At 34.1% G+C, this 15,622-nt stretch carries 18 protein-coding genes; 10 read left to right on the plus strand and 8 right to left on the minus strand.

Annotation, left to right across the window (positions count from 1 at the left end; translation table 11 throughout):
* Positions 1-44: 44 nt before the first annotated feature.
* Both R1X58_RS02625 and R1X58_RS02630 read right to left on the minus strand, forming a co-directional pair.
* A complete protein-coding gene (locus R1X58_RS02625; protein WP_240571810.1) occupies positions 45-1,103 on the minus strand; it encodes an RluA family pseudouridine synthase in 1,059 nt (352 codons plus the stop codon).
* A gap of 3 nt (positions 1,104-1,106) precedes the next feature.
* Complete coding sequence (locus tag R1X58_RS02630) at positions 1,107-1,661, minus strand: PASTA domain-containing protein (RefSeq protein WP_240571811.1); 555 nt, start codon at positions 1,659-1,661, stop codon at positions 1,107-1,109.
* Between the two features lie 139 nt (positions 1,662-1,800).
* Here R1X58_RS02630 and R1X58_RS02635 point away from each other — a divergent pair, with 139 nt between their 5' ends.
* Both R1X58_RS02635 and coaD read left to right on the plus strand, forming a co-directional pair.
* A complete protein-coding gene (locus R1X58_RS02635) occupies positions 1,801-2,775 on the plus strand; it encodes a D-alanine--D-alanine ligase (protein WP_240571812.1) in 975 nt (324 codons plus the stop codon).
* Between the two features lie 31 nt (positions 2,776-2,806).
* Positions 2,807-3,259 (plus strand): pantetheine-phosphate adenylyltransferase, encoded by a 453-nt coding sequence (coaD, locus tag R1X58_RS02640; protein ID WP_240571813.1) that lies wholly within the window; start codon positions 2,807-2,809, stop codon positions 3,257-3,259.
* Between the two features lie 66 nt (positions 3,260-3,325).
* Here coaD and R1X58_RS02645 read toward each other — a convergent pair whose 3' ends face one another.
* From R1X58_RS02645 to R1X58_RS02655, 3 genes are all read right to left on the minus strand, one after another.
* Positions 3,326-4,993, minus strand: coding sequence for a SulP family inorganic anion transporter (locus tag R1X58_RS02645; protein WP_240571814.1), 1,668 nt, complete (start codon positions 4,991-4,993; stop codon positions 3,326-3,328).
* A 75-nt stretch (positions 4,994-5,068) separates the two neighbouring features.
* Positions 5,069-5,461, minus strand: coding sequence for a hypothetical protein (locus tag R1X58_RS02650; RefSeq protein ID WP_240571815.1), 393 nt, complete (start codon positions 5,459-5,461; stop codon positions 5,069-5,071).
* 134 nt (positions 5,462-5,595) lie between these two features.
* A complete protein-coding gene (locus R1X58_RS02655; protein WP_240571816.1) occupies positions 5,596-6,180 on the minus strand; it encodes an NUDIX hydrolase in 585 nt (194 codons plus the stop codon).
* A 133-nt stretch (positions 6,181-6,313) separates the two neighbouring features.
* Here R1X58_RS02655 and pyrE point away from each other — a divergent pair, with 133 nt between their 5' ends.
* Together pyrE and R1X58_RS02665 are read left to right on the plus strand one after the other, a co-directional pair.
* Positions 6,314-6,958 carry an orotate phosphoribosyltransferase gene (gene pyrE / locus R1X58_RS02660; protein ID WP_240572671.1) on the plus strand — a complete coding sequence of 215 codons (645 nt, stop codon included), beginning with the start codon at positions 6,314-6,316 and terminating at the stop codon, positions 6,956-6,958.
* A gap of 41 nt (positions 6,959-6,999) precedes the next feature.
* The gene (locus R1X58_RS02665; RefSeq protein ID WP_240571817.1) at positions 7,000-7,395 is read left to right on the plus strand and encodes an SRPBCC family protein; all 396 of its coding nucleotides are present in this window, start codon (positions 7,000-7,002) and stop codon (positions 7,393-7,395) included.
* Here R1X58_RS02665 and R1X58_RS02670 read toward each other — a convergent pair.
* A complete protein-coding gene (locus R1X58_RS02670; RefSeq protein ID WP_240571818.1) occupies positions 7,392-8,123 on the minus strand; it encodes a biotin--[acetyl-CoA-carboxylase] ligase in 732 nt (243 codons plus the stop codon). The two genes, R1X58_RS02665 and R1X58_RS02670, sit on opposite strands and share 4 nt — an antisense overlap.
* Before the next feature lie 94 nt (positions 8,124-8,217).
* Between R1X58_RS02670 and rsfS the strand changes: the two genes are divergently transcribed.
* The 6 genes from rsfS (at position 8,218) to R1X58_RS02700 (ending at position 12,993) form a co-directional block, all read left to right on the plus strand.
* A complete protein-coding gene (gene rsfS / locus R1X58_RS02675) occupies positions 8,218-8,589 on the plus strand; it encodes a ribosome silencing factor (RefSeq protein WP_240571819.1) in 372 nt (123 codons plus the stop codon).
* Positions 8,590-8,594: 5 nt separating this feature from the next.
* On the plus strand, positions 8,595-10,538 hold the full coding sequence (ftsH, locus tag R1X58_RS02680) for an ATP-dependent zinc metalloprotease FtsH (protein ID WP_240571820.1): 1,944 nt from the start codon (positions 8,595-8,597) through the stop codon (positions 10,536-10,538).
* A 118-nt stretch (positions 10,539-10,656) separates the two neighbouring features.
* Positions 10,657-11,265, plus strand: coding sequence for an LUD domain-containing protein (locus R1X58_RS02685; RefSeq protein ID WP_240571821.1), 609 nt, complete (start codon positions 10,657-10,659; stop codon positions 11,263-11,265).
* Position 11,266: 1 nt separating this feature from the next.
* A complete protein-coding gene (locus R1X58_RS02690; RefSeq protein WP_240571822.1) occupies positions 11,267-12,085 on the plus strand; it encodes a phosphatidate cytidylyltransferase in 819 nt (272 codons plus the stop codon).
* On the plus strand, positions 12,075-12,731 hold the full coding sequence (locus tag R1X58_RS02695) for a phosphatidylserine decarboxylase family protein (protein ID WP_240571823.1): 657 nt from the start codon (positions 12,075-12,077) through the stop codon (positions 12,729-12,731). Before R1X58_RS02690 ends, R1X58_RS02695 begins: the two co-directional genes overlap by 11 nt.
* On the plus strand, positions 12,724-12,993 hold the full coding sequence (locus tag R1X58_RS02700) for an acyl-CoA-binding protein (RefSeq protein ID WP_240572672.1): 270 nt from the start codon (positions 12,724-12,726) through the stop codon (positions 12,991-12,993). Before R1X58_RS02695 ends, R1X58_RS02700 begins: the two co-directional genes overlap by 8 nt.
* A 5-nt stretch (positions 12,994-12,998) precedes the next feature.
* Here R1X58_RS02700 and R1X58_RS02705 read toward each other — a convergent pair whose 3' ends face one another.
* Together R1X58_RS02705 and argS are read right to left on the minus strand one after the other, a co-directional pair.
* Positions 12,999-13,190, minus strand: a complete 192-nt coding sequence (locus R1X58_RS02705) for a hypothetical protein (protein ID WP_240571824.1) — start codon at positions 13,188-13,190, stop codon at positions 12,999-13,001.
* A 189-nt stretch (positions 13,191-13,379) separates the two neighbouring features.
* Entirely contained in the window at positions 13,380-15,164 is a 1,785-nt protein-coding gene (argS, locus tag R1X58_RS02710; protein ID WP_240571825.1) for an arginine--tRNA ligase, read from the minus strand.
* Positions 15,165-15,622 lie beyond the last annotated feature (458 nt).

Genomic DNA, 15,622 nt, shown 5'->3' on the forward strand with positions numbered 1-15,622 from the left:
TTATTTATGATAGAACTATAAACAGATCTTATTGATATTAATTTTTAAACCTCTTCCGAACCTGTTTCTAAAGACTGATGCTTGGCATAGACGCGCCATTTCTCCATACAGTCTACCATATCTTGCGGAACAGGCGCTTCGAATCTTAAAAATTCACCCGTACGAGGATGTTCAAAGCCTAAAGTCTTTGCATGTAATGCCTGACGAGGCAACACTTTAAAACAGTTTTCAACAAACTGTTTGTATTTTGTGAATGTAGTGCCTTTAAGTATTTTTTCACCTCCATAACGCTCGTCATTAAATAAGGTATGACCAATGTGCTTCATGTGCACTCGAATTTGGTGTGTACGACCTGTTTCCAGTTTACAAGACACTACAGTAACATAACCTAAACGCTCTAATACTTTGTAATGCGTTACTGCAGGCTTTCCTTTATCGGCTTCTTCATCTAAGAACACGGTGTTTTGTAATCGGTTTTTAGGATGACGACCTATATTCCCTTCCACGGTACCTTCCTCTTCTTCAATATTACCCCAGACAATAGCCACATACTCCCGCTCACTGGTTTTTTCAGCAAATTGAGCCGCCAAATGCGTCATAGCCTCTTCAGTTTTGGCTACTACAAGAAGTCCACTGGTGTCTTTATCAATACGGTGAACCAATCCCGGGCGATCGCTGGAATTGTTTGGCAGATTATCAAATCTGTAAATTAAAGCGTTAATAAGTGTTCCAGAGTAATTTCCGTGTCCCGGATGCACAACCATTCCGGCAGGTTTGTTAACCACCAGAACATCGTCATCTTCGTAAACCACATCTAAATCAATATCCTCTCCTACCAATAAATTTTCGTAGGTTGGATGAGCAAACATAACGCGAATATTATCGCCGGGTTTCACTTTATAATTCGATTTTACAGCAACATCATTCACAAAAATACCACCATCTTTCGCTGCATCCTGAATTTTATTTCTGGTTGTATTTTCAATAAAATTCATTAAATACTTATCGACACGAAGTGGCTTTTGTCCCTCCTTTACCGTAAACGCAAAATGCTCGTACATTTCGCTTTCCTCATCAAAATTCTCTGGTGTATAATCTTGCATAATTTATGGTCTATTACCATTTCCTAAAACTAAATCTATTGTAGATGTTTTAGGCAACTGATCTCCTGGGTTTAATACTTCTCCCTTATGTTGCATTTTTAAAACCACATCTTTGGCAATGTTATCAACATAAGTTAATTTACCGACTTTAAAACCTAAGGCTTCAAGCGTTGGTTTAGCTTGTCTGAATGTACGTTCGTTTAAATCAGGCACTGCAATTTTTCGGTAACCTGATGGATTTAACGTGATATATATTTTTCTGTTTTCTTTAACTTTACTTCCTGCAGGCGGTTCCTGCTCGATAACTGAAAACTTTGGGTAATCTGGATTGTAATTAGCCGAATCCTGAATTTGCATTACCAAATGATTATCGTTCAATTCCATTTCTGCAATACTAATCGACTTCCCTTTTAACTCAGGTACAGTTTCAAATTCACCGTGATTAGTAGTGACATTTAACCATTTTAAAATAATATAAACCAATACAAAAACTGCTATAACAGCTATTAATATTTGTTTAAAAAATGCTTTACTTGTTAGAAATTTAATGAGGCTCATTTGTAAAATTTTCGATTAGGCAAATATATAAAAACCGAACTGTTTTTTCTTTTGCAATTTATGTGATATTTTAGCTTAACTAATAATACATACGTTTTATTATACATATTTAGACTTACACTTAACTATTTATACTTCAATGAAAAAGAATATTGCCATTATTATGGGAGGCTATTCGAGTGAATATCAAATCTCATTAAAAAGTGGAAATGTAGTATACGATACATTAAACCCTGAAAAATACAACGCCTACCGAATCCACATTTTTAAAGACAAATGGGTTTATGTTGATGGCAACAATGAAGAATTTGCGGTAAACAAAAATGATTTTTCTGTTCTTGTTAACGATACAAAAATCACCTTCGACTGTGTGTTCAACGCGATTCATGGCTCACCTGGTGAAGATGGTTTTATGCAAGGCTACTTTAAACTTCTAAATATTCCACATACCAGTTGCGACATGTATCAGGCTGGTTTAACCTTCAACAAGCGTGATTGTTTAAGCGTTTTAAAACCTTACGGAATAAAAACCGCTGAATCATTTTACCTAAACCTTGGCGATACGATTGATGAAGACGCTATAATTGCAAAAGTAGGTTTACCATGTTTTGTAAAAGCAAACAAAGCAGGAAGTAGCTTTGGAGTAAGTAAAGTGCATAAAAAGGAGGATTTACAAAACGCCATAGCTGTTGCTTTTAAAGAAGACGATGAAATTATTATTGAATCGTTTTTAGATGGTACCGAAGTTTCTGTTGGTGTTATCTCTTTTAAAGGTGAAACCACAGTCTTACCAATTACAGAAATTGTTAGTGAAAACGACTTTTTCGACTATGAAGCCAAATATTTAGGAAAATCCCAAGAAATAACTCCTGCAAGGCTTACTCCTGAACAGGAAACAAAAGTTACTGCTGTTGCAAAAAAAGTTTACGACATTTTAAAAATGAAGGGGTTCAGCCGTAGTGAATATATTTTTAAAGATGGCGAACCTCATCTTTTAGAAATGAATACTATTCCAGGGTTAACACGTGAAAGCATATTACCTCAGCAGGCTGCTGCTGCTGGAATTAGCTTAAGTGAGCTATTTGATAATGCTATTGAAGAAGCGCTAAAATAATTTATAACTATCTTTATACAAAGTATTTAAAATGAGACGCGCTTTATTTCCAGGTTCTTTCGACCCCATTACATTAGGTCACTTCGATATTATTAAACGAGGTGTTACCCTTTTCGATGAAGTTATTGTTGCCATTGGTGTTAATTCAGACAAGAAATACATGTTCTCCTTAGAAGAACGTCAAGCTTTTATTGAAAAAGCCTTTGCTGATGAACCTAAAGTGAAAGTAGTAACCTATACCGGATTAACGGTTGACTTCTGTCATGAGATTGGCGCTGAATTTATCCTTCGTGGCTTACGAAATCCCGCCGATTTTGAATTTGAAAAAGCCATTGCACATGCCAACAGACGTATGGCCACTATTGAAACGGTATTTTTACTAACCTCTGCAAAAACATCATTTATATCGTCGTCGATAGTTCGTGATGTCATTAAAAACCAAGGAGACTACACCAAGTTTGTTCCAGATAGTGTTCGGTTATAATCCTTTATTATCATAAACAGAAAACGCACATCTTTCGATGTGCGTTTTCTGTTTATTTTTAACAGTTTAGAAAAACTTATATTCTGATAATGGCTTAGGAAATTCCTCTGGATTTTCAGCCAAATGATAACGTGGATCATCAACTGCTTCAATAATAACTTCCTTAAATTTAGGACTAGCCTTATACAATATCACTTTACAATCTTCACTTAAGTGCTTAAGTTTTATCGTCTTCCCTTCAGCCTCATATTTTTGAACCAAATTAAAAATCGCTTCTAAAGCAGAATGATCACTAACTCGAGACTCTACAAAGTCGATAATCACTTCATCCGGGTCATTTTTCACATCAAACTTTTCATTAAAAGCGGTAATTGACCCGAAGAATAAAGGCCCCCAGATTTCATAAGTTTTTGTTTTACCATCGTCAGAAATACGCTTTCTGGCGCGAATGCGTTTGGCATTTTCCCAGGCAAAAGCTAAAGCCGAAATAATAACTCCTACAAATACTGCAATAGCCAAATCGTAAATAACGGTTACCGCTGAAACGATAACCAAAACTACAGCATCGGCAACTGGTATTTTTCTAATAATTCTAAAACTTGACCATGCAAACGTTTCGATTACCATCATAAACATAACACCTACCAAAGCAGCAATAGGTACTTGCTCAATGTATTTATCTGTAAACAAAATAAAGGTTAATAAAGTCACCGCCATCATAATACCTGATAATCTACCACGACCACCGGCATTAATATTAATAACGGTTTGCCCAATCATACCACATCCACCGGTACCACCAAACAATCCGCTAATCATATTTCCAGCTCCTTGAGCAATACACTCGCGATTTCCGTTTCCTCGTGTTTCAGTTAATTCATCGACTAAATTCATAGTCATTAAAGACTCGATTAATCCAACAGAAGCAGCTAAAAAAGCATATGGTAAAATGAATTTTAAAGTATCTAAATTAAAAGGCAGGTTTTGCCACAACTCCAAGTTAGGCGTTGGAAATTCCCCTTTTAAACCATTTCCGCCACCTTCAACAATATACGAACCAACGGTGCTTACATCTAATCCTCCAAAAACGACAATACCTGTAGTTACTAAAATAGCCGTTAATGCAGCCGGAAGTTTAGTGGTAATTTTAGGCAATAACCAAATAATTCCCATAGTTAAAGCCACCAGAGCAATCATCGTCCAAAGTTCTCCGCCCTGCATTGGAATATTAAGGTATTCCTTAACGCCTTCAGCTGTAATATTTAATTGTTTATGAGAAAACATACGCACCTGCGCCATGAAGATAACGATAGCTAAACCGTTAACAAACCCAAGCATTACAGGATGCGGAATTAACCTAACAAAGCGGCCTAATTTAAAGACTCCTGCCAGAATTTGAATAATTCCCATTAATATAACAGCTGCTAGTAAATAAAAATATCCCATATTTTCGATGGGCTGATTGAATAGCATCCCTTTAGTATGTCCTTCAGAAATTAAGTGCACAAAAATAACAGCAACAGCACCGGCTGCACCAGATATTAATCCTGGTCTACCACCAAAAACTGCAGTAATTAAGCCAATAATAAAAGCTCCTGAAAGTGCTACTAACGGGTCGATTTGCGCTACAAAGGCAAATGCAACGACTTCCGGAATCATGGCCAAAGACACCGTAATTCCCGCTAAAATATCATCTTTAGAATTGGGAGTGATTTTTCTTATAAAATCTGTCATACTCTGTCGGTTTTTAAGGGTGCAAATTTACAGCTTAAAAACAGATAAGCAACAGGATAGGCCTTTATTTAAGCGCTATAACACTACAACGTTTGCGTTAACATCGACCGATTCTAACCAATATAATGCAGCATCTCGACCTCGAAACAACTTAATATTCCAATCGCTACTATTACCTACACTCATTAAAGTTTCAGTTGACATTAAACCCGCTTGTGAAGAAATAACGACAGCCATAGCGGCGATTTCCTTTAAATTGCCTACTATTTTCTGAGCTTCGAAAGTATAACTGTACGAGTTAATCTTATTGATTAATAATTTAAAAGGAGCAACTAAACTGCTAAGTAAAAAATCGTGATACTCATCAACTTTAAGTTCACACATAATCTCACCTTCATCAACAATAACTTCGGCTAAACTATTATTATGAATAATAATTTCTCCAAACGAAAGCCTATAACCTTTCATATTAAATTTTATAACTGAGCGCTTTAATTAATTTGCTGTCAATGCAGAATAACAACAAGGTTTTTCTAAGAAAACCATAGACAAATCTAATTAGATTTAATCAACAAACCTCTATAAACTCTTGAATTTTATAACTATTTTACTAATGCCTGAATATTCGCATAAGAATTTTGAAGTGCCTCACTAATTTCATTAGAATCCAACCAGGCTACTTTTGTAATACCTTCTTCTTCCTGTGCATATAGATTACCTCGAAAACTGGTTTTCATTTCAAACCAATAGGTAACTTTTATTTTATAACGACCGTTGCGTTTAAATATATGATAAGTCGTTTCTAAAGGTTTTGTAATTTCTAAACCAGCAACACCAGTTTCTTCCGATACTTCTCGAATCGCTGTTTTTTCGATTGTCTCTGCACCTTCTACCTTTCCTTTAGGTAAATCCCATTTATCGTTTCGGTATATAAATAAGATTTCGTTATCATCATTATACACCTTCCCACCTCCAGCAACCACATTAGGTAATTTTTTCAAAAATTTCTTCAGAAGCTTTTCTTCCTTTCTATGTATTAAGCGGACTTCCTGTAAATTAGTCGTATTGAGTTCCCGAATAACCTTTCCTATATTTACAGTGTCCAGCAAATAATTCTTGAAGTTGGTTTCCTCCTCTATTTGAGTAGTTAAAATTATAGGTTTATCGCCAACAAAAATTTTATACATACCTTGCCTTAATGTGTTATTGTTGGTAAAAATATCATTTTTAGTTACAACCTATTACAATCATAAAAAATATTTTTCATTCCTGTGACGGTAATCCTATAAAAAAATTAAATTTATGATTATTTTTGCAGCTATGATATTTAATAAACATACCGCTAAAAAAACGGCTGAAGTTTTATTACAGGTTAATGCCATAAAACTTAGTCCGAAAGAGCCTTTCACATGGGCATCTGGATGGAAATCACCAATTTACTGTGATAACCGTATTATTTTATCTTTTCCGCCAATTCGCAATTACATTCGCGAAACCATGGCAAAACAAATTGAAAAACAATATGGCAAACCCGACGCTATTGCTGGTGTTGCAACCGGAGCTATTGGTATTGGTATGCTTGTTGCCGAGTATTTAGGACTTCCTTTTATATATGTAAGACCTGATGCTAAAGGACACGGAAGAAAAAACCAGATTGAAGGTTTTATTGAAAGTGGCCAGAATGTTGTTGTTGTAGAAGATTTAATTAGTACCGGAAAAAGCAGTTTAAATGCTGTTAAAGCATTAAGAGATGCTGGTATTAACGTAAAAGGCATGATTGCTATTTTTACCTACGGTTTTAACGTCGCTACCGAAAATTTTGAAAAAGAAAACGTGTTTTTACAAACACTTGGTAGTTACGAAGTGCTTTTAGAGCAAGCCCTGGAAACCAATTACATTTCTGAAAAAGATTTAGCAACACTTTCTGTGTGGAATTCTAATCCAAGCGAGTGGAATGCCGAATAAGTCCTTTTAGACTTATTCAACAACAAAAAAAATAACAACCTATGAATTTAGAATCTCCAAAGGTTAAAGTTGAAAAATCTCCGGAAGACATCTTTGACTTTTTAGAAAACATAAAAAACTTTGAATCGTTAATGCCTGAAAACATTAGTAAATTTGAAGTTTTAAGTGATGACACCTTTCTTTTTGCCTTAAGCGGAATGCCTGAAATTACCTTAAAGAAAAAAGAAGTAACACCACCAAACAAAATTGTTTTAGGTGCTGCAGGAGGAAAAATCGATTTTTCACTTGTTGGAAACATTAACAAAATTGATGACACCTCAAGTGAAGTACAACTTGAATTTAGCGGAGACTTTAACCCAATGATGGCCATGATGATTAAAGGCCCTATCAAAAAGTTTATTGAAACGTTAGCTACGAGTATTCCGAAATCAATTTAATATAATAACGTAATCGTTTTTAAATCGAATTCTTTTACAACATCGTCTTCTAACAATACCTGAAGCATTCCTGTATCAGATACCGATTTAATGATTCCTAAAAATAGTGAACCTTCAGCATCTTTAAATGTTGAAGGTTTATTTTTTCGAAATAAATAACTTTCGTATTCTTCTTTTAAAATTGTTAACTCCCCGCACTTTAAAATTTCAAAATAAAACTTTAGTTGCTCTATAATATTATGAGCAATTTCATCTAAATCGAAAGATCGTCCTGAAATCAATTTTAGCGATGAAGCCTTGGGTAAGTTTTCAAATTCAGTCTGATTTACATTCAAGCCCATACCGATAACGGTACTGGCATACTGACCTTGTTTAAATACATTTTCAATTAAAATGCCACAAACCTTTTTATTTTCTGCCAAAATGTCGTTAGGCCATTTCACATGCAATTTCGGTATCGCAAACCCTTCTAATGCTTTAACAACAGCCAATGAAGCTACCATACTAATATAAAAAGGGTACTCAACCTGAAAACCCATAAGACTCTTAAACACACTAAACGTAAGGTTTTTTGACGATTGAGAACTCCATACACTTCCCATTTGCCCTCGACCTTCAGTCTGATTTTCTGTAATAACTGCAGTGTAATCTTCAACAGGCATTTCAGCGCAAAGTTTCTTCAAATAAGTATTTGTCGAATCGATGGCACTAAGTTTGATTATATGCATGTAAGAGTTATTATTAGTAGATAAAATCTTAATACTTTTTTAAGGTATAAAGAAATAAAAAAATAATAACTTTGCATAAACTCAAAATAATTTAATGGCGAAAAAAAACATAAGCGCAGACCAGTTGATATCGGTTATAATTAGTGGTATCGAAGATGTAAAAGGGCAAAGTATTAGTATCTTAGATTTAAGAGAAATTGAAAATACGGTTTGTGATTACTTTATAATTTGCGAAGGTACTTCAAATACGCAAGTAAACGCTATAGTAAATTCTGTTCAGAAAAAAGTAAGCAAAGAACTTAAGGATAACCCGTGGCATGTTGAAGGAGAAGACAATGCTGAATGGGTATTAATCGATTACGTAAACGTTGTTGTACACGTGTTCCAAAAACATATCAGACAATATTATGACATTGAAAGTCTTTGGGGTGATGCAAAAACAACGGTTATAGAAACGAGTTACTAAAACGTATGGCAAACAACAAAAAAAATACAAAAGAAAACAAACCTAAATTCAGTCCGTACTGGATTTATGGTATTTTAATTGCTCTTTTTTTAGGGTTTCAACTATTTGGAAACAGTGGTTACGAAGAAGGTAAAAAAATAACACCAAGCGACTTTTTCAAATATTTACAAGAAGGTGATATAGAAAAAGTAGATGTGATTACTAATACACATGTTGCTAAAGTATATCTTACCGATGAAGCTTTAGAAAAAGACATTCACAAAAATTCTAAATCTACAAGCTTTATCCCCTCGGCAACGAAGTTACCAAACTATACTTTTGAATTTGGTAGTCTTGAAAAATTTGAAGGCGACATAGATAAAGCTAAGGAAAATCTTCCTAATTCACCTGTTATCTCATTCGATCAGGAACACGATAACTGGACAAACCTGTTAATGGGTATCCTTCCGTTTATTTTACTAATTGCGGTTTGGGTTTTCATTATGAGACGTATGTCTGGAGGTGCCGGTGGTGGTGCAGGCGGACAAATTTTTAATATTGGAAAATCTAAAGCCAAATTATTCGACCAGAATACCGAAGTAAAAACAACATTTAAAGACGTTGCTGGTTTAGAAGGCGCAAAAGAAGAAGTACAGGAAATTGTAGACTTTTTAAAATTCCCTGAAAAATATACCACATTAGGAGGTAAAATTCCTAAAGGAGCTTTATTAGTAGGGCCTCCGGGAACAGGTAAAACTTTATTAGCTAAAGCTGTTGCAGGTGAAGCTAAAGTACCTTTCTTCTCGTTATCAGGATCTGATTTCGTTGAAATGTTCGTTGGTGTTGGTGCCTCTCGTGTTAGAGATTTATTTAAGCAGGCTAAAGAAAAATCACCATCTATTATTTTTATCGATGAGATTGATGCTATTGGTCGTGCCAGAGGCAAAAATGCCATGTCTGGAAGTAACGACGAGCGTGAAAACACCTTAAATCAATTATTAACCGAAATGGACGGTTTTGGAACTAATACTAATGTTATTGTATTAGCAGCAACCAACCGTGCCGATATCCTTGATAAAGCATTAATGCGTGCCGGTCGTTTTGACAGACAGATTTATGTAGACCTTCCGGATATTCGTGAGCGTAAAGAAATTTTCGAAGTGCATTTACGTCCGCTTAAAAAAGCACAGGATTTAGATTTAGATTTCCTATCGAAACAAACTCCAGGATTCTCCGGTGCAGATATTGCAAACGTTTGTAACGAAGCTGCTTTAATTGCTGCGAGAAATGGTAAAAAATCGGTTGACAAACAAGATTTCCTTGACGCTGTCGATAGAATTATTGGTGGTTTAGAAAAGAAAAATAAAATCATTACACCAAGTGAAAAACGTGCTGTTGCTTTCCACGAAGCTGGTCACGCCACTGTAAGCTGGATGCTAGAGCATGCTGCACCACTTGTGAAAGTTACAATTGTACCTCGTGGACGTTCATTAGGAGCTGCATGGTATTTACCAGAAGAACGTTTAATCGTTCGTCCGGAGCAAATGTTAGATGAAATGTGTGCTGCTTTAGGTGGTCGTGCTGCCGAGCAAGTTATTTTTGGTAAAATTTCTACAGGAGCTTTAAGCGATTTAGAAAAAGTTACCAAACAAGCCAGAGCCATGGTTACCATTTACGGTTTAAGTGATAAAATAGGTAACTTAACATATTACGATTCATCAGGACAAAGTGAGTACGGCTTTACAAAACCTTACAGTGAACAAACAGCAGAGCTGATCGATAAAGAGATTTCAGATATTATTGAAAACCAATATCAAAGAGCTGTTAAATTACTTGAGGCAAACAAAGATAAACTTACCGAACTTGCTACAGTTCTTCTCGAAAAAGAAGTGATCTTTAAAGACAATCTTGAAAAAATATTTGGGGAACGTCAGTTTGTAAAAGAAGAAGTTGAAACAAAACAAGAATAGGCTCTAGCCTTATTTTATAAACCTTTTAGCAAAAATCTTAAATTAACCGTACGGTTAATTTAAGATTTTTTATATTTGGTTGTCCTCAGGAAACAATGTATTAATAGCAAGCTTACTAATGAGTCTTTTTAGAAAAATTTTTGGTTCAAAATCTAATACGTCAGACGACGAAATAAAGTCGGATGAAAGAGGCAAATACATGCCTGAAATAAAACTCCCTATAGATGAAAGGTTTACTATAAATTTTAAAGCTAATGGTGGTAAATTTCTGTATTGTGAGAATTTGAATGAAATCTTTCAGAACCTACAAAGTATACTTGAAGAAAATGCTTGGGAAGACAAAACAGCTTTAGTCGTCGACGAACATTTAATTTCAAAATTTAAAAGTTTTGGTTTTAAGATGTCAAATAAAGTTAGCGAAGCTTCTTTTTTCTTAACCACTTGCGAAAATTTAATTGCCAACGATGGCTCTTTACTTATTTCTTCTAAACAAATTTTCGAAAAGAAATTACCTGAATTACCTGAAAATTTTGTCGTTTTTGCCACAACCAGTCAAATTGTTGAAAACATAGGTGAAGGCTTAAGAGGCATTAAGGCAAAAAACAAACAAAAAATACCAACAAATATCACGACCATAAAACATTTTAAATCGAGTCACGAAAAAGATTTTCTTAGTTACGGTAGTAGCGCCAAAAACTTATACTTACTCCTTTTAGAAGATTTATAGAATGAAAGAAATTCTAACTCGATCACTTTCCGGCGTACTTTACGTCCTGCTTTTGCTTGTTTGCATGCAATTCGAGCATTTACTAATAGGCCTGTTTTTTATTTTTGGTTTGATATCCTTGAACGAATTCAATAAGCTAATTGAATTAAAAAACTTTGTCCCTTATATCATATTCGTTATCCTTTATACCATTTTTGGTTACTGGCATTTAATCATTAACACAAAAGGACTTGATGAAGCCACGCAGATACTTATGGTACTTAGTATTTTTGTGAATCTATTCTTGATTAAAGATTTGTTCTCCGAAAAAACAATACCCCTTTTCAGCTCTAAACGATTTCTTCTAACCACATTCTATCTGTCGAGTGCCTTCGTATTTTTAATTTTAATAGCCGGCTATCACGATACCTATAACCCTAATATTTTATTGGGATCCTTTCTTTTAGTGTGGATTAACGATTCATTCGCATATTTGGTTGGAAAGAATTTTGGCAAGCAAAAACTTTTCGAAAAAATATCTCCGAAAAAAACTGTTGAAGGTTTTATGGGCGGACTATTTTTTTCGTGCATAGCAAGTTATTTTATTAGTACCTTTGCGGAAACTTTAAACTTTACAAGCTGGCTAGTCTTAAGCATTATCATTAGTGTTTTCGGGACTTTAGGAGACTTGGTAGAGTCTAAATTTAAAAGACAAGCTAACGTTAAGGACAGTGGTGTTATTATGCCTGGACACGGTGGATTATTAGACCGATTAGATAGCATTATATTTACTGCCCCGTTTATTTATTTATTTTTAAGATTGTTACATTATGTTTCATAAAGAGGGTTATAAGATAATTATTGTTACGTTTATACTGGTAATTTCATCTACTGTATTAGTTGATAATTTTGTAACTATTGAATGGTTAAAATTGGCTTTAAGGCTAATTCTTTTAGTATTTTTAATACTTATACTTCAGTTTTTCAGAAACCCAAAAAGACATACAAAACCTAACGACAAACAAGTAGTATCACCTGTTGATGGTAAAGTTGTAGTTATTGAGGAAGTTTTTGAAAAAGAGTTTTTCAACGAAAAACGTCTTCAGGTAAGTGTTTTTATGTCTCCAATAAATGTGCACGTTACACGCTACCCTATTGGCGGTAAAGTTGTTTTTAGCAAATACCATCCAGGAAAATATTTAGTTGCATGGCATCCAAAAGCCAGTGAAGAAAACGAACGTACTACGGTTGTTGTTGAAAACAAAACTTTCGGACAAGTACTTTACAGACAAATTGCAGGTGCTTTAGCTAAACGTATTGTTAACTACGCAAAAGTAGATGATGCCGCTATTCAAGGTGCTGATTCTGGTTTTATAAAGTTTGGTTCAAGAGTTGACTTATTTTTACCCTTAGACACCAATATTAAAGTAAAATTAAACCAAAAAGTAAGAGGTGGAGAAAGTATTATTGCAGAAACCAATGAGTAGTACTGAAGAATTAGATAAAGAGTTTCAAGATGCTGTAGATCGTGTAAATGCTTACACCGATCCGTTTCCAGCTGATGTGCTTTTAAGTCTTTATGCCTATTACAAAAAGGCAACTAATTCATATAGTAAACCTAATAGTAAAAAAGCCATTATAAATGCATTTAAAACGAATGCTTTATTTCAGGTGAAAAATATAAGTGAAAATGAAGCTAAACGCCAATACATAGATTTAGCTAACCATTACTTTTTGTACGGTAAATAATTCTTTTACTTTTTAAATACCATTATATAAATCCCTAAGGCTCTTACATTTAGTAACAATACTATTGTTACTAAAATCCAGTACAATTTTATTCTTTTCTTTTTATTGTAAACCGATAAGGATATGGGATGTATAAGTACATTTTGCCCTTTATCTGAAAACGTATGCTGTCTGTAAATATTCTGAACGACTTTCATTTTATATTTTCTTAACTTAAAGAAAACAAACAAGTTATAATTTTCAAAACAAAAACTTAAGATTGATGAATTTGTCCCCTAAAAATGACTAATCAATACAAAAAACTCATAATCAGTTATATAAATTAATTAAGTAAAACAAAAAAGGGACCAAATTGGTCCCATTACTTTTCTATAATTTTAAAAAACCTACATACGCTCAGGAACCTGAATTCCTAAAACACTAAATGCATTTTTTATAGTATTGGCTACTTGTTTAGAAAGCTGAACTCTAAATATTTTTTCATCATCATTATCCGCGCCTAAAATGGATACATTCTGGTAAAATGAATTAAACTCTTTTACTAAATCGTACGTATAGTTTGCAATTAAAGCCGGACTATGTTGTGTTGCCGCATTTTGAATCACTTCCGGAAATAACTCTAACTGTTTTAAAAGTTCCTTTTCCTTTTCATGTAAAGTAATTTCCGAAACAGTTAAATTTTTAGAATAATCGAAATCTGCTCTTCTTAAAATCGCCTGAATTCTAGCGTAAGTATATTGAATAAAAGGCCCTGTATTCCCTTGAAAATCGATAGATTCCTTAGGATCGAATAAAATACGTTTCTTAGGATCGACTTTAAGAATGTAATACTTTAAAGCGCCCAAACCAATCGTTTTATACAATGCCTTTTTCTCTTCTTCAGTATAACCATCAAGTTTACCTAATTCTTCTGAGATTTCTTCGGCTGTCGTCGCCATTTCATCAATTAAATCATCGGCATCTACAACGGTTCCTTCTCTACTCTTCATCTTTCCACTTGGTAAATCTACCATTCCGTAGCTTAAATGGTAAAGATTTTTAGCCCATTCAAATCCCAATTTTTTAAGAATGATGAATAATACCTGAAAGTGATAATCCTGTTCGTTACCTACAGTGTAAACCATCCCACCAACATCAGGAAAATCTTTAATACGCTGAATTGCCGTTCCAATATCCTGTGTCATGTAAACCGCTGTTCCGTCGGCGCGTTGAACAATTTTTTTATCTAATCCTTCTTCGGTTAAATCACACCACACCGAGCCATCTTCCTCTTTGAAGAATACACCCGATTTAAGCCCCTCAGCAACAAATTCTTTACCTAATAAATAGGTATTACTTTCGTAATATAACGTATCGAAATCTACTCCCATGTTGGTATAAGTTTCGGCAAATCCGTCATATACCCATCCGTTCATGGTTTTCCAAAGAGCAACTGTTTTTTCATCTCCAGATTCCCATTTACGAAGCATGTTTTGAGCTTCCAATAATAAAGGCGCTTCCTTTTTTGCTTCTTCTTGTGATTTACCTTCAGCAACTAAAGTTTCTATTTCCTTTTTATATTCCTGATCGAATTTCACGTAATAGTTTCCTACCAGCTTATCTCCTTTTAAACCTGTCGTTTCAGGAGTTTCTCCGTTACCAAATTTCTCCCAGGCCAACATACTTTTACAGATATGAATACCACGGTCGTTAATAATTTGTGTTTTATAAACTTTCTTTCCAGAAGCTTTTAAAATTTCAGAAACACTATAACCTAAAAGGTTGTTTCTAATATGTCCTAAGTGTAATGGCTTATTCGTATTTGGAGATGAATACTCAACCATTATGGCTTTATCTTCCGGACTTGGTGTTACAAAACCATAATCTGTAGCATTCTTTATTCCATTGAAAAAGTTCATGTAGTAAGCATCACTGATTTCAACATTTAAAAACCCTTTAACGACATTAAAAGCTTTTACTTCTTCAACATTATCAACAAGGTAATTCCCTATAGTTTCCCCTATTTGCACAGGATTTCCTTTTACATAGCGTAACATTGGGAAAATTACGACTGTAATATCTCCTGCAAATTCTTTTCTTGTTGCTTGAAATTCTACGGTATCAATCGATACATCAAAAGATGCTAAAACGGCTTGTTTTACTTGATTTTGTAAAGTCTGTTGAAGGCTCATTTATGGTCATTTTTTAGGTCAGCAAAGATAAAACTTTTCTTAAAGCATTTCCTCATAAAATAGCTTTAAAAATTAAGCTTATCTCAGCCTAACGAAATTTTAATCAAAACCTGCTTCAAAATTACCCAAACAACTCAACAACAATAATTTACTAAGAACATTCGACAACCCCAATAAACACGGGTGCATTTCATCGATAATTTCGTCGTTTTTCCATGATTTTTACCGTTCATCTATTCGTCGATGTTTTTCAAAATAGCACCTTGTCGTTTTATCTAAAATATTGGCATTAAAACAGAGAAATTAGATTATAACATAGCATTTTCTAATTTTGTTATGTAAAGCTATTAATCCAAGTCCCTTTTAGACTCTAAACAAAAAACAAACATATTAACATTACAGCTTAATAAAGCAAATCTTTAATTCCCTCAATAAAGATGACTTTAGTTACTGCTTTA

Source organism: Aestuariibaculum lutulentum (assembly GCF_032926325.1).
Taxonomy (GTDB): domain Bacteria; phylum Bacteroidota; class Bacteroidia; order Flavobacteriales; family Flavobacteriaceae; genus Aestuariibaculum; species Aestuariibaculum lutulentum.

Bases quoted from the DNA above. Each gene is read 5' to 3' on its own strand.
- R1X58_RS02625 (WP_240571810.1), bottom strand. From the start codon at position 1,103: ATGCAAGATTATACACCAGAGAATTTTGATGAGGAAAGCGAAATGTAC.
- R1X58_RS02630 (WP_240571811.1), bottom strand. From the start codon at position 1,661: ATGAGCCTCATTAAATTTCTAACAAGTAAAGCATTTTTTAAACAAATA.
- R1X58_RS02635 (WP_240571812.1), top strand. From the start codon at position 1,801: ATGAAAAAGAATATTGCCATTATTATGGGAGGCTATTCGAGTGAATAT.
- coaD (WP_240571813.1), top strand. From the start codon at position 2,807: ATGAGACGCGCTTTATTTCCAGGTTCTTTCGACCCCATTACATTAGGT.
- R1X58_RS02645 (WP_240571814.1), bottom strand. From the start codon at position 4,993: ATGACAGATTTTATAAGAAAAATCACTCCCAATTCTAAAGATGATATT.
- R1X58_RS02650 (WP_240571815.1), bottom strand. From the start codon at position 5,461: ATGAAAGGTTATAGGCTTTCGTTTGGAGAAATTATTATTCATAATAAT.
- R1X58_RS02655 (WP_240571816.1), bottom strand. From the start codon at position 6,180: ATGTATAAAATTTTTGTTGGCGATAAACCTATAATTTTAACTACTCAA.
- pyrE (WP_240572671.1), top strand. From the start codon at position 6,314: ATGATATTTAATAAACATACCGCTAAAAAAACGGCTGAAGTTTTATTA.
- R1X58_RS02665 (WP_240571817.1), top strand. From the start codon at position 7,000: ATGAATTTAGAATCTCCAAAGGTTAAAGTTGAAAAATCTCCGGAAGAC.
- R1X58_RS02670 (WP_240571818.1), bottom strand. From the start codon at position 8,123: ATGCATATAATCAAACTTAGTGCCATCGATTCGACAAATACTTATTTG.
- rsfS (WP_240571819.1), top strand. From the start codon at position 8,218: ATGGCGAAAAAAAACATAAGCGCAGACCAGTTGATATCGGTTATAATT.
- ftsH (WP_240571820.1), top strand. From the start codon at position 8,595: ATGGCAAACAACAAAAAAAATACAAAAGAAAACAAACCTAAATTCAGT.
- R1X58_RS02685 (WP_240571821.1), top strand. From the start codon at position 10,657: ATGAGTCTTTTTAGAAAAATTTTTGGTTCAAAATCTAATACGTCAGAC.
- R1X58_RS02690 (WP_240571822.1), top strand. From the start codon at position 11,267: ATGAAAGAAATTCTAACTCGATCACTTTCCGGCGTACTTTACGTCCTG.
- R1X58_RS02695 (WP_240571823.1), top strand. From the start codon at position 12,075: ATGTTTCATAAAGAGGGTTATAAGATAATTATTGTTACGTTTATACTG.
- R1X58_RS02700 (WP_240572672.1), top strand. From the start codon at position 12,724: ATGAGTAGTACTGAAGAATTAGATAAAGAGTTTCAAGATGCTGTAGAT.
- R1X58_RS02705 (WP_240571824.1), bottom strand. From the start codon at position 13,190: ATGAAAGTCGTTCAGAATATTTACAGACAGCATACGTTTTCAGATAAA.
- argS (WP_240571825.1), bottom strand. From the start codon at position 15,164: ATGAGCCTTCAACAGACTTTACAAAATCAAGTAAAACAAGCCGTTTTA.